This window comes from Pseudomonas pergaminensis (assembly GCF_024112395.2).
GTDB classification, from domain to species: Bacteria; Pseudomonadota; Gammaproteobacteria; order Pseudomonadales; family Pseudomonadaceae; genus Aquipseudomonas; species Aquipseudomonas pergaminensis.
Genome location: NZ_CP078013.2, coordinates 2,333,699 through 2,349,607, shown reverse-complemented (window position 1 = coordinate 2,349,607; position 15,909 = coordinate 2,333,699). Strand labels below are relative to the sequence as shown.

Genomic DNA, 15,909 nt, shown 5'->3' with positions numbered 1-15,909 from the left:
GATGACCGAACAAGCTGCCCCGGCGCTGAAGGAAATCTTCAATGTCGAACGCCTGCACCATATCGCCACCGAGATGACGGCGGTGTACCCGGCGTTCGACGCCAAGGGCTTCCTCAAGCACGCCAAGGCCGGGTTGGCCGAGTTGTCGGTGATGCAGCGCATGGCGCGGGTCAGCGAGAGCCTGCATGCGGTGATCCCGCTGGATTACCCGCAAACCCTAAAGGTGCTTTACGCGTTGGCCCCACGCTTGAACAGCGCGTTCGTCAGCCTGTTCCTGCCGCATTTCGTGGCAAGTTACGGGTTGCACGACTTCAAGCGCTCCATGGCTGCTCTTAAATACTTCACCACCTTTGGTTCCTCCGAATTCGCCATCCGCCACTTTCTGCTGCACGACTTCCCGCGCACGCTGGCGGTGATGCAAGCCTGGTCGCTGGATGACAACGAACACGTGCGTCGCCTCGCCAGCGAAGGCTCGCGGCCGCGCTTGCCCTGGTCATTCCGCCTGGCCGACGTGCAGGCCAACCCCGAGCTGTGTGCGTCGATCCTCGACAACCTCAAGGCCGACAACAGCCTCTACGTACGCAAGTCCGTGGCCAACCACCTCAACGACATCACCAAGGACCACCCGGACTGGGTGCTCAGCCTGATCGAAGGCTGGAACCTGGAGAACCCTCACACCGCCTGGATCGCCCGCCAAGCCCTGCGCAGCCTGATCAAGCAAGGCAATACACGCGCGCTGACGATCATGGGTGCGGGCGCCAAGGCCGAGGTGAAGATCCACCACCTACAGGTCACGCCGTCGGTGATCAACCTGGGCGACCGCATCAACCTGTCGTTCAGCCTGGAGTCCACCGCCACTACCCCACAGAAACTGGTGGTGGACTACGCCATCGACTACGTGAAAAGCGCCGGTCACAGTGCCGCAAAGGTGTTCAAACTCAAGGCGTTTACCCTCGGCGCTGGCGAACTTCACAGCATCCGACGTGAGCAACATATCCGCGAGTTGACCACGCGTAAGCATTACCCCGGCAAGCATGTCGTCCATGTGTTGATCAACGGCGAGAGGCTTGCCAGCGCCGACTTCGAACTGCGAAACGACTGACACAAATCAAAGAAAAGGCTCTAGGACGGGCCTTTCAGCCATATAAATTGTCGAACAATCCTGGCTTTCCCAGTTGCGATCCATTATCATCCAGCGCCTTCTCGCTACCCACCGGGTAGCTGTTTCAATGTGTCACCCGAGGCGCCCATGTACCGTTTTTCGTTTCACCGCCCCCTGATTGCCATCAGCCTGGGGCTTGTTGCTCCTGGCGTATTTGCCGCGCTGCAACCCCTGGCCGAAGCACCACTGGCCAGCGACACCGAGCTGCACTGCCACTTCAACCGCGACGCCAGTACCGACTGCACCACCACCTACCGCTATACGATCCTCAAACCGAGCGGCCGCGAAATGCTCTCGCGCATCGACTTCGATTATTCCGAAGGCGACACCTTTGAAGTGATCAGCGCGCAGTCCACCCAGCCCGGCGCCAAGCCAGTGGCGCTGGATGCTACGCAGATCGACACCCGCACCGCGCCCAATCCGGACCAGGGCTTCAGCCGCGACAAACAGACCTCGCTGGCCTTCCCCAACCTGCGCGTCGGCACGCAGATTCGCTACACCGTACGCGAGCACCACGCCGCCAAACCCTTGATGACCCAGTTTCACTACGTGCTCAAATTCGGCGCCAGCCCGGCGCGGCGCGACCGGTTCAAGGCGCGCTTTACTGCCGAGCGCCCCATCCACTGGCGCAGCGAACTGTTCGAGGGTTTCAGCGTAACGCCGTCGCAGAATGGCAAGACCCTGGACGTGGTGCAAAAGGCCCCGACCTACCTCAACTACATCAACGAAGCCCCCAACGCCGCGTTGCTGCGCATCCCGCGTATCGAGGTAGGCAGTGCTCTGGAGCGCCAGGCGTACTTCGGGGCGTTCGCGCAGCGCTACAACCAGATCCTCGGTGCCAACCTGCCCCCACAAGGTGCTGCTGCCGTGGTTGCCGTGCGCGGTTTGGCGCCGGCCGAACAGGTCGCGGCATTGATGCAGCACATCAACGATCACTATCGCTACCTGGGTGATTGGCGGGCGACAGAGCGCGGCTACGTGCCCTTCAACCTCGCTGAAATCGAACAACACGGTTATGGCGACTGCAAGGACCTGGCAATCCTGCTGACCGCCTTGCTCAAGGCCACTGGCATCAAGGCCGAGACCGCCTGGGTCAGCCGGGGCGATGTGGTCGAGTCGCTACTGATCCCCGGCACCGAGGCGCCGAACCACGCCATCGTGCGCGCCGAAGTGGACGGCCAGGTGTGGTGGCTCGACCCGACCAACCCGGTGTTCGCCCCCGGCCAGGTCATGCCCGATATCCAGGACCGCTGGGTGCTGGTCAACGACGCCCAGGGTCAGGTGCGCGAGGAACATATCCCGCTGGAACGCCCCGAAACCACCCTGCGCCTGGACAAACAGGTGCACTACGACAAACAAGGCAATGGCGCGACCCAGGCCACGATCACCTTCAATCGCCTGCCGCTGATGCAACTGAGCGTCGCCGACCGCCAGCAAGGCAGCACCGCCACCGACCAGGACATCTGCGCCAACTTCGGCAACGAGATCAGCGACTGCCAGATCACTCGCCCGGCCACCGGCTTTGTGGTGCATGACGGCTATACCGTCACGGCCAAAATGAATGATCAGCGTGCGCTGGAAAAGCTGGCGAATGACTACGTATATAGCGATGAATCGCTCAAGGGTCGTTGGGATGGTTTTATCAACTACCGCCGCCAAGGGCAGCAGGCCGAGCTTGATCTGGGCAACCCGCAAACCCATGACTACAGCATCACCCTGAGCGGCGGGCGGATGGAAAAAACCATCCCGGGTTGCCAGGTACGTTCGCCTTGGTATGACTTGGACCTGCAGGGTTCGCAGGAGAATGGCGGGCTGCGTTATCACTATCGCCTGAGCCAGAAGGTGCGTTGGTTGAGCCGTGATGAGATTGTCAGTAAGGCGTTCGGGAAAATGATTGAGGATGCACGGGCTTGCGCGGAGCAGGTGCATCAGGTGGTGAAACTCTAACCCCTCTGTTGGGCAGGCCTGGCATCAGGCCTCGCCCAACAACAACCCCTGCTCCCGCGCACACAACTCCACCACGTAATCCCACAACACTCGCAGCCGCACCGATTTGTGCAACTCCCTGCGCGAGCTGATCCAGTAACTGCGCTGGATCCCCTCCCCCGGCAGCAACGGCACCAGTTCCGGGTCGCCGGCCGCCATGAAGCACGGCAACACCGCGATCCCCAACCCGGAGCGCGCGGCTTGGTGCTGGGCAATCACGCTGGTGCTGTGGAACACCACCTTGGGGTTGCGGCAGAAGCTGCTGAGGAATTTGAGTTCCTGGCTGAACAGCAAGTCGTCCACGTAATCGATCCACGCGTGCGCGGCGAGGTCTTCGCGCTTTTCGATCGGTGGGTTGCGGTCCAGATAGGCACGGCTGGCGTAGAGGGCCAGGCGGTAGTCGGTGAGTTTGCGGGTGACCAGTTGATCGACGCTGGGGCGTTCGAGGTGGATGCTGATCTCCGCTTCGCGGTTGAGAATGCTGACAAAGCGTGGCACCGCCACCAATTCCACTTCCAACCCGGGGTAGCGATCAAATAGCCCACCCATACGACTGGCCAGGAACATCACGCCCAAGCCTTCGGCCACGCCGAGGCGGATCTTGCCCAAGGGCGCGGCGGAGTGGGTCAGTTCGTCTTCGGCCAACAGCGCGACGTTTTCCATGGCTTCGGCGTGCTTGAGCAGCGCTTCGCCGGCCGGCGTCAGTTCGTAGCCCTGGGCATGCTGCACGAACAGCGCGGTGCCGAGGCTTTTCTCGATCGCCTCGATATGCCGGGCCACGGTGGCATGCGTGGTTTTCAGACGTTGCGCGGCGGTGAGCAAGCGGCCGCTGCGCTGCAGCTCCAGAAAATACCGCAGGTCGTTCCAGTCGAACATGACGCCTCCCTAACTTGGACATAAATACTGTCTAAAGCTGTACCCGGTACCTGTGGTGAGCGAGCTTGCTCGCGCTGGGCTGCGCAGCAGCCCCAAAACCGGAAGCCTCGTTGCATCTGAAAAACCGCGTTTGCATGCAGAAGGGGCCGCTTCGCGCCCCAGCGCGAGCAAGCTCGCTCACTACATTGAGCAAAGCCCCAAGGGTCATGCTGTTTAAAAACGCACAGCAGCTGGGTAAAAACTAACATTTTTAAGACGAAAACTAACAACTAGGATGGAGCCAATAAGAAAAACAAGCGAGGCCTCAGATGCCCATTGCTACTGCTGAATTCGATTACATCGTCGTAGGTGCCGGCCCCGCAGGCTGCCTGCTGGCCAATCGACTGTCCGCCAACCCTGCCCATCGCGTGCTGCTGCTTGAAGCCGGCGGCCGTGACAACTACCCCTGGATCCACATTCCCGTCGGCTACCTGTTCTGCATCGGCAACCCGCGCACCGACTGGTGCTTCAAGACCGAAGCCCAGGAAGGCCTGCAAGGCCGTGCGCTGAGTTACCCACGGGGCAAGGTGCTGGGCGGCTGCTCCTCCATCAACGGCATGATCTACATGCGCGGCCAGGCCCAGGATTACGACGGCTGGGCCGCAGAAGGCAACGCGGGTTGGGCCTGGAAAGACGTGCTGCCGCTGTTCAAGCAGAGCGAAAACCATTTTGCCGGCGGCTCGGAATTCCACAGCGATGGCGGTGAATGGCGCGTCGAACAGCAGCGCCTGCACTGGCCGATCCTCGATGCTTTCCGTGATGCGGCGGCGCAAAGTGGTATTGCCAACATCAATGACTTCAACCAGGGCGACAACGAAGGCTGCGGCTACTTCCAGGTCAACCAGAAGGCCGGGGTGCGCTGGAATGCGGCCAAGGCGTTCCTCAAGCCGGTCCGTCAACGCCCCAACCTGACAGTATTGACCGAAGTGGAGGTCGACCGCGTACTGCTGGAAAACGGCCGCGCCTCCCAGGTAATCGGACGCCAGCAGGGCCAGCAACTGAGTTGGAAGGCACGCAAGGAGATCGTCCTGTGCGCCGGCTCCGTGGGGTCGCCAGGCATCTTGCAGCGTTCGGGAATCGGTCCGTCCAGTGTGCTCAAACCCTTGGGCATCGACGTACTGCATGAACTGCCGGGCGTTGGTGGCAACTTGCAGGACCACCTGCAACTGCGGCTGATCTACAAACTGGAAAACGCCCGCACCCTCAACCAGATCGCCGGCACGCTATGGGGCAAGATGGGCATGGGCCTGCGCTACCTGTATGACCGCAGCGGCCCATTGTCGATGGCGCCCAGCCAGCTCGGCGCATTTGCCCGCTCGGGTCCGGAACAGACCTCGGCCAACCTCGAATACCACGTGCAGCCGCTGTCACTTGAGCGTTTCGGCGAACCGCTGCACGCATTCCCGGCGTTTACCGCATCGGTCTGCGACTTGCGCCCGCAAAGTCGCGGACGCATCGACATTCGCTCGGCCAACCCGGCGGATGCACCGCTGATCCGCCCCAATTACCTCAGCCATCCGGAAGATTTGCGGGTGGCCGCTGATGCGATCCGCCTGACACGCCGTATCGTCGCCGCCCCGGCGCTGAGCCAGTTCAAGCCAGTGGAATACCTGCCAGGCGATTCGCTGCAAACCGAAGACGAATTGCATGAAGCCGCCGCGCGTATCGGTACTACTATCTTTCATCCGGTTGGCACATGCCGCATGGGCAGCGATAAAGACGCGGTGGTGGATGCGCAACTGCGGGTGCATGGCGTGCCTGGCTTGCGCATTGCCGATGCCTCTGTCATGCCGCGCATCACGTCCGGCAACACCTGTTCACCTACGCTGATGATCGCGGAGAAGGCCGCGCAGCTGATCCTTTCGCCGAATACAAGGAGTCTCGCCCCGGAGAAAGAACTGGTTCATGCAATCTGAATAGCGGCGCCAGACCTGGCGCCGACAGTGGAACAACAATAAATAATCACTGTGAGGGCTACCCGATGTCAGAACATGCTCAACCCCTGGGTTCGGCGGTCAACACCGTCATCACCCGCAACGACTCAAAGAAGGTCATCTTCGCCTCGTCCCTGGGGACGGTGTTCGAGTGGTATGACTTTTTCCTCTACGGCGCCCTGGCGGCGGTGATCAGCAAGCAGTTCTTTGCCGGGGTCAACGACACCACGGCGTTCATCTTTGCCTTGATGGCCTTTGCGGCCGGCTTTGTAGTGCGGCCGTTCGGCGCGCTGGTGTTTGGCCGGCTGGGCGACATGATCGGGCGCAAATACACCTTCCTCGTCACTATCATCTTGATGGGCGTGGCGACTTTCTGTGTCGGGCTGTTGCCGACCTACGCCAGCATCGGCATTGCCGCGCCGATCATCCTGATCGTGCTGCGCATGCTGCAAGGCCTGGCGCTGGGCGGTGAATACGGCGGCGCGGCCACCTATGTGGCGGAGCATGCGCCAGCGGGCAAGCGTGGGTTCCACACCAGTTGGATTCAGTCCACCGCGACCCTCGGCCTGCTGCTGTCGTTGCTGGTGGTGCTGGCCTGCCGTTACTTCACCGGTGACCAGTTCGAAGTCTGGGGCTGGCGCATTCCGTTCCTGTTCTCCATCGTGCTGCTGGGTATTTCCACCTGGATTCGCATGAGCCTGCATGAGTCGCCGGCGTTCCTGAAAATGAAAGAGGAAGGCAAGTCCAGCAAGTCGCCGATCCGCGATTCGTTTGGTAAATGGGAAAACCTCAAGATCGTGCTGATCGCCCTGTTCAGCATCAACGGCGGCCAGGCGGTGACCTTCTACGCGGCGCAGTTCTATGTGCTGTTCTTCCTCACCCAGTTCCTGAAAATGGACCCGGCCCTCGCCAACATGCTGCTGATCATCAGCGTGGTCATTGGCGCGCCGTTCTTCATCTTCTTCGGCTGGCTGTCGGACAAGGTGGGCCGCAAGCCGGTGCTGATGCTCGGCCTGCTGCTGGCGACCGCGCTGTACTTCCCGATCTTCAAGAGCCTGGCGCACTACACCAACCCGGCGATGGACCAAGCCAGTCACCAGGCCCCGATCACCGTATTGGCCGACCCGGCGACCTGCACCTTCCAGTTCGACCCGGTGGGCAAGGCCAAATTCGACAGCCCGTGCGACAAGGTCAAGACCTTCCTGGTCAAGCAAGGCCTGCCTTACAGCAGCGCCTCCGCACCGGCCGGCAGCCCGGTGCAAGTGAGTGTGGGCGACGTGCGTATCGACGGGTTCGACGAAAAAGCCCTGCGTGGCGCCGTGACCCTGGCCGGCTACCCGTCTTCGGCGGATGTGGCGCAGGTCAACAAGACCATGGTGGTGGTGCTGATCGTGGCGCTGATCCTGATTGCCGCCATGTGCTACGGCCCGCTGGCGGCGCTGATGGTCGAACTGTTCCCGACGCGCATCCGCTACACCTCGATGTCCCTGCCCTACCACATCGGTAACGGCTGGTTTGGCGGGTTCCTGCCGACCGTGTCGTTTGCCCTGGTGGTGTACACCGGCGATATCTTCTACGGCCTGTGGTACCCGGTGGTAGTGACCGGGGTAAGCCTGATCGTGGGGATGTTCTGCCTGAAAGAAACACGGCACGTGGATATCGATAACAACTGACCCGGTCTCCTGAACACTGGAGATCCCCTGTGGGAGCGGGCTTGCCCGCGAAGGCGGTGGATCAGTCACAGATGAGTTGACTGACCCACCGCCTTCGCGAGCGAGCCCGCTCCCACAGTCATTTTGTGGCGCCACACAAATTGCTGTACATCCATACAGATAATGGTTGATCAAAGCCGTCCAACTGAGCATCCTGCAAGGCATCAACCCGATCTGATGTGATGACCATGCGGCTGTACCTCTGTGAAAAACCCTCCCAGGCCAAAGATATCGCGGCCGTGCTCGGTGCCAGCCGCCGTGGCGACGGGTGCTGGCTGGGCAACGGGGTCACGGTCACCTGGTGCATCGGCCACCTGCTCGAAACCGCCCCACCCGACGCCTACGACGCCAAGTACAAACGCTGGGTGCTGGCCGACCTGCCCATCGTCCCGGAAAAATGGAAGATGCGCGTCAAGCCCAAGACCGCCAGCCAGTTCAAGGCGGTCAAGCGTTTGCTGGGAGAAGCCCAAGAATTGGTGATCGCCACCGACGCCGATCGCGAAGGCGAGATGATCGCCCGCGAGCTGGTGGAACATTGCCGCTATCGCGGGCCGATCCAGCGTCTGTGGCTGTCGGCCCTCGACGACGCCTCCATTCGCAAGGCCCTGGCGGCCCTCAAGCCCGGCGCCGAGACCTTCAGCCTGTATCACTCGGCCCTGGGCCGTTCCCGCGCCGACTGGCTTATCGGCATGAACATGAGTCGTTTGTTTACCTTGTTGGGGCGCCAATCCGGTTACCAAGGCGTCTTGCCCGTGGGACGGGTGCAAACGCCTACCTTGCGCCTGGTGGTGGACCGCGACCGCAGCATTGCCGATTTTGTGCCGGTGGCGTACTGGGCGATCGATGTCGACTTGCGCCACGAACGCATGACGTTCACCGCCCAGTGGCGCGCGGCCGAGGATGCCTGTGATGACCAGGGCCGGTGCCTCAACCCGCAACTGGCACGAGACGCAGCCGATGCCATGGCCAATGCCGCCACCGCACGGCTGGTGAAACTGCGTACCGAGCGCATGCGCGAAGTCGCTCCCCTGCCCTTTGACCTGGGCACCCTGCAGGAAATCTGCTCGAAGAAACTGGGGCTCGGCGCGCAGGAAACCCTGGATATCGCCCAATCGCTGTATGAAACCCACAAAGCCATCACCTACCCGCGCAGCGATTGCGGCTACCTGCCACTGAGCCAGCACAGTGACGCGCCGACGATTCTTGCTGCGCTGGGGCGCGCTGATGCAGCCGTAAACGAGCTGATGCCACATATCGACCCGCAACGCCGCTCACGGGCGTGGAACGATGCCAAGGTCAGCGCCCACCACGGCATCATCCCTACCGGCGCCGGCAAGGATGTCGGGCAACTCACCGGTAAGCATCGTGCGGTCTACACCCTGATTCGTGCGCGCTACCTGGCGCAATTCCTGCCCAACCATGAATACGATCGCACCCAGGCAGATTTTGAGTGTGCAGGCCAAGCGTTACGCGCGGTGGGCAAGGTAGTGATCGAGCCAGGCTGGAAACGCGCCTTGCCCGAAGCCCTGGCGCCGGCCAAGGGGCGCGAAGCCCCCGCCCCCCAGGCGCTGCCGACATTAGCGCAGGGCCAGGACTACGCGGTGGCCAAGGTCAACCTCAAGGACCTGTGGACCCAACCGCCCAAGCCCTTTACCGAAGGCGACCTGATCAAGGCCATGAAGAACGTCGCCAAGCTGGTGGAAGACCCGCTGCTCAAGCAAAAGCTCAAGGACACCACCGGCATCGGCACCGAAGCCACTCGCGCCGGCATTATCCAGGGCCTGCTGGACCGTGGTTACTTGGTAAAGAACGGCAAGGCACTGTCGGCCACACCGGCGGCATTCAGCCTGATCGACGCGGTGCCCCGTGCCATCGCCGACCCCGGTACCACCGCAATCTGGGAGCAGGCCCTGGACATGGTGCAAAGTGGCGAAATGAGCCTGGAAGAATTCGTCGCCAAACAGGCGGCCTGGATGAGCAAGCAAGTGGCGCGCTGCAATGGCATGCGCATGACCATCACCGGCCCCGCCAGCCCGGCAGGTCGAGGTGCCACGCCGTGGAAAAACAAACGTAAAAGCGCGCCACGCAAAACGGCAGCCAGCCCCAAGCGCGCTAAAAAGCCGACAAATGCTGGGTAAGCGGCGAAAAAATCCGGCGAATGACGTTTTTCGACGGGTTTAACGCCGCTTTGGACCTTGCCCCAGCGTGGGCCGTCTAGGATTCTGTAAGGGGACCCTGACTCACCAACAACAATACCGGAGTGGCCGCCATGAAAACCGTTGCACAAGTGCTCAAAGCCAAGGACCAGAAAAACCAGGACGTCCATACCATCAAGCACGACCATACCGTGTTTGAAGCACTGGTCCGGATGTCGGAGAAAAACGTCGGGGCCTTGCCGGTCGTCCAGGATGGCGTGGTGGTGGGCATCATCAGCGAACGAGATTACGCACGCAAAATCATGCTCAAGGGGCTGTCATCAGTCACCACCAAGGTCCATGAGGTAATGAGCTCTCCAGTCATCACCGTCGACACCCATAAAAAAGTCGATGAGTGCATGAACATCATGACCGACAGTCACCTGCGCCACCTGCCCGTGGTCGAAGACGGCAAACTGCTGGGCCTGCTGTCCATCGGCGACCTGGTGAAAGAAGCCATTGCCGACCAGGCAGACCTGATCAAACAACTGGAGCAGTACATCCGCGGCGAATAGGGGAACCCATGCTCGATACGCTGGAACATCAAGAAGACCACCTCGACACCCTGCAACGGGCCATGGCCGGACGGCGCTTCGTGGTGCTGACCGGTGCGGGGATCAGCACATCCTCGGGCATTCCCGATTACCGCGACAGTGAAGGCGTGCGTCGTGGCAAGGCGCCAATGATGTACCAGGAATTCCTCGCCACCCCGCAGGCACGGCGCCGTTACTGGGCCCGGGCAATGCTGGGGTGGCCGAGGGTACGCATCGCGCAACCGAACCCGGCGCACCTGGCGCTGGCGACGTTGCAACAACGTGGGCGTATCAGCGGGCTGATCACGCAAAACGTCGACACCCTGCATGACCAGGCCGGCAGCCATGATGTGATCGAACTGCACGGCAGCCTGCACCGGGTGCTGTGCCTGGACTGCCAACTGCGCAGCGAGCGCGGTGTGATCCAGCGGCAGATGGAAATCGACAACCCCTACCTGGCGCAGGTGCATGCGGTGCAGGCACCGGATGGCGATACCTTGCTCGACCCTGCGTTTGAAGAACATTTTCAGGTTCCCCGCTGCCCCCATTGCAATGGCGAGCGCTTGAAGCCCGACGTAGTGTTTTTTGGCGAGAACGTAGCGCCGGCGACAGCCGCCTGGGCAATGAACGCGGTTGAGCATGCCGAGGGGTTGCTGGTGGTGGGCTCATCGCTGATGGCTTATTCGGCGTTTCGCCTGTGCAAAGCCATGGTCGAACGGGGCAAGCCCGTGATTGCCATCAACCTGGGCAAGACCCGCGGGGATGAGCTGTTGCAAGTGAAGATCGAGGCGTCGTGCGAGCGACTGTTGCCGCTGTTGACCGATCGTTTGCAATAACCCATTCACCACGGGTCAAAAACCGTTATCGCCGGCAAGCCGACTCCTACAGTGTTTTGTGTTGAATTCATCCTCTCGGTTCTACGACTCACCCCTCCAGAAAATGACGCCCAAGTCACGTTTTCCCGCATTCTCCCGTCCCCACGGCAATTTATGTAGTGAGCAAAAATAATCACTACATAACCGTTGACGTAACGTTTTTGTCCTTGCATTATCGAGACGTCTCCCGGATCGGGAGCGTTGGCAACAAGCGTTTTGAACAAGCTCGTCTGACCGCCGAGCTGTTTTTTCCGGATGTGCACTGCCCACAAGGCGGATTGATGAAGCTGACCGGCCCGAAGGGCTCGGTACAAGGCGCTCAAATGCGGCTTGTCTTCGTTATGAAAGCATTGCGTAGCAGTTCATCAGCAAGACTACATGCATCAGGTTCAAGACCCTGCCCGTACTCGGCAGACAGTCGCTGACGCCCGGTTTTCGCAACCGGAGACAACTAAAGATGTTTTAACGAACCAACTGATAGATCGCCAACTGGTCAAGGGGCTTACACATGAATCTGAACAACCAACCAACTATCGATGAATTGGCTGAGATGTTCGCAGCGCAGAAAGACACACTCGACGACCATATCCTGTGGATTGGCAAATCGGGCGAAGTCCAAATTGACTGCCTGGCGCCCCACACCGAAGAAGCCGAGTTCGACCGCAATAACCGCGAACTGGCGGCGCGCCTGAAGATGTACCGCCGCGGCCAGGGTTATGTCGGCAAGAAAGCGGCGGCCGATCGCAACTTTATCGAGCAAGTCTTCCACACACTTAATACCGAATGGCAGAACCTCAAGGGCCAATCGCATGTTAAGGTGATTGATAGATACTGCTGATAACACAGCATTAAATACTTAAGCCCGCTTGTTCATTCAAGCGGGCTTTTTAATGCCTGAGTTATAACAATGCCGGAAACCGCCCTTTTGCCGCTTCATCCCGGAAAATATCAAACAATACTTGCGCCGCTGCCGAGAGTTCATGCCCTGGCTTGGTCAGCACACCAATCGGCCGTTCGATCACCGGATCGCTCAAGGTAATGCAATGGGCGCCCGCCTCCTCCATTTGGCGTGCGCACAACGCCGGCACCGCGCTGACGCCCAAACCACTCGCGACCATCTTGCCCACTGTCGCCAGCTGATGGCTTTCCAGGGCGACCGGTAACTTCATCTGTAAAGCGCCCAAGTGTTCTTCCAGCATCACCCGTACTGTCGACGGTCGTTGCAACGTGATAAATGGCTGCTCCAGCAAGGTTATCCAATCGATTTCGGCGCAGGCAGCCAAGGGCGAATCACCCGGCACCACGGCGATGAAGCGATCGAGGTACAACGGCGTAAACGCCAGTGATGAACCTTCAGCAGGCTCAAACGCTACGCCCAGTTCCACCTGCCGGTCGCGCACCATCTCCAGCACTTGCTCGTTGATCAAGTCATGCACCGTGACATTCACCTGCGGGTACCGGGCGCGGAATATCTTCAGGATCGGTGGCAACAGGTTGCCCGCAAACGAGGGCATCGCCGCCACCGTGACCCGCCCACGCTGCAGGGTGAAGCGCTGGCGCAGTTCGTCCTCGGCGTTGTCCCAATCGGCAATCAACCGGCGAGCCAGGGGCAGCAGGGATTCACCTTCAGGGGTCAGCGCGACATTGCGCGTATTGCGGCTGAACAGGCGCCCGCCCAGGCCTTCTTCCAGGCCCTTGATGGTCAGGCTCAGCGCCGACTGGGAAAGGTGCAGGCGCTCACAGGCGGCGGCAAAACTCAGGCTTTGGGCCACGGCGAGAAACGCCCGCATCTGTTTAACTGTCATGGCGCGTCTCCAAACGGTTGGGCAACTATGCTGTTTTTTAAATCAATCAACCTTAAAAAACAACTTAACAAATCAATCCGTCGGAGCAACACTCGGTTCATTGGCTGGCCCACAAACAATAAAAGAGGTGCATATGGCAGGTTTCGATAAACGCGTGGCGTCCTATGAAGAAGCGCTGGCAGGCCTGGAAGATGGCATGACCGTGCTTTCCGGTGGCTTTGGCCTGTGCGGTATTCCGGAAAACCTCATCGCCGAGATCAAGCGCAAAGGCACCCGCGACCTGACCGTGGTATCCAACAACTGCGGCGTCGACGGCTTTGGCCTGGGCGTGCTGCTCGAAGAGAAGCAGATCAGCAAGGTGATCGCGTCCTACGTCGGCGAAAACGCGCTGTTCGAGAAGCAGTTGCTCAGCGGCGAAATCGAAGTGGTGCTGACCCCCCAAGGCACCCTGGCCGAAAAAATGCGCGCAGGCGGCGCCGGCATCCCGGCTTTCTTTACCGCCACCGGCGTCGGCACCCCAGTCGCCGAAGGCAAGGAGACCCGCGAATTCAACGGTCGCCCGTACCTGATGGAAGAATCCATTACCGGCGACTTCGCCATTGTCAAAGGCTGGAAAGCCGACCACTTCGGCAACGTCATCTACCGCCACACCGCCCAGAACTTCAACCCGCTGGCCGCCACCGCCGGCAAGATCACCGTGGTCGAAGTCGAGGAAATCGTCGAACCGGGCGAGCTGGACCCGGCGCAGATCCACACCCCTGGCATCTACGTCGACCGGATCATCTGCGGCACGTTCGAGAAGCGCATCGAACAGCGCACCGTGCGCAAATAATCCGCCCCCAGCCCGAACAATAAGGACTCATAAAATGGCTCTTACCCGCGAACAAATGGCTCAACGCGTCGCCCGCGAAATGCAGGACGGTTACTACGTCAACCTGGGCATCGGCATTCCGACCCTGGTGGCCAACTACATCCCCGAAGGCATGGAAGTGATGCTGCAATCGGAAAACGGCCTGCTTGGCATGGGACCATTCCCGACCGAAGAGACAATTGATGCCGACATGATCAACGCCGGCAAGCAGACCGTGACCGCACGTATCGGTGCGTCGATCTTCTCTTCCGCCGAGTCCTTCGCGATGATCCGTGGTGGCCACGTCGACCTCACCGTACTCGGCGCATTCGAAGTCGACGTGCAAGGCAACATTGCCTCTTGGATGATCCCCGGCAAGCTGGTCAAAGGCATGGGCGGCGCCATGGACCTGGTGGCCGGTGCAGAAAACATCATCGTGATCATGACCCACGCCTCCAAGGACGGTGAGTCCAAACTGCTCAGCCAGTGCAGCCTGCCGCTGACCGGCGCCAACTGCATCAAGCGTGTATTGACCGACCTGGCGTACCTGGAAATCGAAAATGGCGCTTTTGTCCTCAAGGAACGCGCACCTGGCGTCAGCGTTGAAGAGATTGTGAGCAAGACCGCCGGTAAACTGATCGTCCCGGACCACGTTCCAGAAATGCACTTCCAGTGAGGACAGATTCCATGCAAGACGTCGTGATTGTTGCTGCCACCCGCACCGCCGTGGGCAGCTTCCAGGGTTCGCTGGCGAACATTCCGGCACCGGAACTGGGCGCCGCCGTGATCCGTCGCCTGTTGGAACAGACCGGCCTGGACCCCGCCGAAGTGGATGAAGTGATCCTCGGCCAAGTGCTCACCGCAGGCAGCGGCCAGAACCCGGCGCGCCAGGCTTCGATCCTTGCCGGCCTGCCTCATGCTGTGCCGAGCCTGACCTTGAACAAAGTCTGCGGCTCGGGCCTCAAGGCCCTGCACCTGGGCGCCCAGGCCATCCGTTGCGGTGACGCCGAGGTGATCATCGCCGGCGGCATGGAGAACATGAGCCTGGCTCCGTATGTGCTGCCCGCCGCGCGCACCGGTTTGCGCATGGGCCACGCCAAAATGGTCGACAGCATGATCACCGACGGTCTGTGGGATGCGTTCAACGATTACCACATGGGCATCACCGCCGAGAACCTGGTGGACAAGTACGGCATCAGCCGTGAAGCCCAGGATGCGTTCGCTGCGGCGTCTCAGCAAAAAGCCGCTGCTGCTATTGAAGCAGGCCGCTTTGTCGATGAGATCACCCCGATCCTGATTCCCCAGCGTAAAGGCGATCCTGTGGCCTTCGCTGTGGATGAACAGCCTCGCGCCGGCACCACTGCCGAGTCATTGGCCAAGCTCAAACCGGCGTTCAAGAAAGACGGCAGCGTCACCGCCGGCAACGCTTCCAGCCTCAACGACGGCGCCGCTGCGGTGCTGCTGATGAGTGCCGACAAGGCCAAGACCCTCGGTTTGCCAGTGCTGGCACGTATCGCCAGCTATGCCAACGCCGGCGTCGACCCCGCCATCATGGGCATTGGCCCGGTCTCGGCCACCCGCCGGTGCCTGGACAAAGCCGGTTGGAGCCTGGGCGACCTGGACCTGATCGAAGCCAACGAAGCCTTCGCCGCGCAATCCCTGGCAGTGGGCAAAGAGCTGGAATGGGACGCCGATAAGGTCAACGTCAACGGCGGCGCCATCGCCATTGGCCACCCGATTGGTGCCTCAGGCTGCCGCGTGCTGGTGACGCTGCTGCATGAAATGATCAAACGCGATGCCAAGAAAGGCCTGGCGACCCTGTGCATCGGTGGCGGCCAGGGTGTAGCCCTCGCCCTCGAACGCAACTGATTCAAAGAGCAACACGGAAAAGGCCTGGTTCCACGAAAACCAGGCCTTTTCTTAATGGGTTCTATCTGAAAAA

Annotated in this window: 13 protein-coding genes; 11 read left to right on the top strand and 2 right to left on the bottom strand. The window is 60.7% G+C overall.

The genetic code is table 11. The features are described 5' to 3' along the window. Position 1: 1 nt before the first annotated feature. Together KUA23_RS10820 and KUA23_RS10815 are read left to right on the top strand one after the other, a co-directional pair. Positions 2-1,102 carry a DNA alkylation repair protein gene (locus tag KUA23_RS10820; RefSeq protein WP_252993913.1) on the top strand — a complete coding sequence of 367 codons (1,101 nt, stop codon included), beginning with the start codon at positions 2-4 and terminating at the stop codon, positions 1,100-1,102. 147 nt (positions 1,103-1,249) lie between these two features. Continuing rightward, positions 1,250-3,109 carry a DUF3857 domain-containing transglutaminase family protein gene (locus KUA23_RS10815; protein WP_252993912.1) on the top strand — a complete coding sequence of 620 codons (1,860 nt, stop codon included), beginning with the start codon at positions 1,250-1,252 and terminating at the stop codon, positions 3,107-3,109. Between the two features lie 24 nt (positions 3,110-3,133). Here KUA23_RS10815 and KUA23_RS10810 read toward each other — a convergent pair whose 3' ends face one another. Further along, the gene (locus KUA23_RS10810) at positions 3,134-4,024 is read right to left on the bottom strand and encodes a LysR family transcriptional regulator (RefSeq protein WP_028619605.1); all 891 of its coding nucleotides are present in this window, start codon (positions 4,022-4,024) and stop codon (positions 3,134-3,136) included. Between the two features lie 308 nt (positions 4,025-4,332). Here KUA23_RS10810 and KUA23_RS10805 point away from each other — a divergent pair, with 308 nt between their 5' ends. The 6 genes from KUA23_RS10805 (at position 4,333) to KUA23_RS10780 (ending at position 12,150) form a co-directional block, all read left to right on the top strand. Further along, the gene (locus tag KUA23_RS10805) at positions 4,333-5,979 is read left to right on the top strand and encodes a GMC family oxidoreductase (RefSeq protein ID WP_252993911.1); all 1,647 of its coding nucleotides are present in this window, start codon (positions 4,333-4,335) and stop codon (positions 5,977-5,979) included. A gap of 65 nt (positions 5,980-6,044) precedes the next feature. Beyond that, positions 6,045-7,670: an MFS transporter gene (locus KUA23_RS10800; protein ID WP_252993910.1), complete on the top strand. Its 1,626-nt coding sequence runs from the start codon at positions 6,045-6,047 to the stop codon at positions 7,668-7,670. 227 nt (positions 7,671-7,897) lie between these two features. Further along, positions 7,898-9,847 carry a DNA topoisomerase III gene (locus KUA23_RS10795; RefSeq protein WP_099492770.1) on the top strand — a complete coding sequence of 650 codons (1,950 nt, stop codon included), beginning with the start codon at positions 7,898-7,900 and terminating at the stop codon, positions 9,845-9,847. A 131-nt stretch (positions 9,848-9,978) separates the two neighbouring features. Continuing rightward, positions 9,979-10,419 (top strand): CBS domain-containing protein, encoded by a 441-nt coding sequence (locus KUA23_RS10790; protein WP_078047822.1) that lies wholly within the window; start codon positions 9,979-9,981, stop codon positions 10,417-10,419. An 8-nt stretch (positions 10,420-10,427) separates the two neighbouring features. Continuing rightward, positions 10,428-11,273, top strand: a complete 846-nt coding sequence (locus KUA23_RS10785; protein ID WP_252993909.1) for an NAD-dependent protein deacetylase — start codon at positions 10,428-10,430, stop codon at positions 11,271-11,273. Between the two features lie 547 nt (positions 11,274-11,820). Continuing rightward, positions 11,821-12,150 carry a hypothetical protein gene (locus tag KUA23_RS10780; protein ID WP_016977362.1) on the top strand — a complete coding sequence of 110 codons (330 nt, stop codon included), beginning with the start codon at positions 11,821-11,823 and terminating at the stop codon, positions 12,148-12,150. A 61-nt stretch (positions 12,151-12,211) separates the two neighbouring features. Here the strand turns inward: KUA23_RS10780 and KUA23_RS10775 are convergent, their stop codons facing one another. Next, positions 12,212-13,117 carry a LysR family transcriptional regulator gene (locus tag KUA23_RS10775; RefSeq protein ID WP_078047820.1) on the bottom strand — a complete coding sequence of 302 codons (906 nt, stop codon included), beginning with the start codon at positions 13,115-13,117 and terminating at the stop codon, positions 12,212-12,214. 133 nt (positions 13,118-13,250) lie between these two features. On the opposite strand from KUA23_RS10775, the gene KUA23_RS10770 reads away from it, so the two are divergent. Genes KUA23_RS10770 through KUA23_RS10760 form a run of 3 tightly spaced genes read left to right on the top strand, consistent with a single transcriptional unit; the run spans position 13,251 to position 15,836 of the window. Next, positions 13,251-13,949, top strand: coding sequence for a CoA transferase subunit A (locus KUA23_RS10770; RefSeq protein WP_010211319.1), 699 nt, complete (start codon positions 13,251-13,253; stop codon positions 13,947-13,949). Between the two features lie 34 nt (positions 13,950-13,983). Then, complete coding sequence (locus tag KUA23_RS10765; RefSeq protein WP_078047819.1) at positions 13,984-14,643, top strand: CoA transferase subunit B; 660 nt, start codon at positions 13,984-13,986, stop codon at positions 14,641-14,643. Between the two features lie 11 nt (positions 14,644-14,654). Then, positions 14,655-15,836, top strand: a complete 1,182-nt coding sequence (locus KUA23_RS10760) for an acetyl-CoA C-acetyltransferase (protein ID WP_100491088.1) — start codon at positions 14,655-14,657, stop codon at positions 15,834-15,836. Positions 15,837-15,909: the final 73 nt, after the last annotated feature.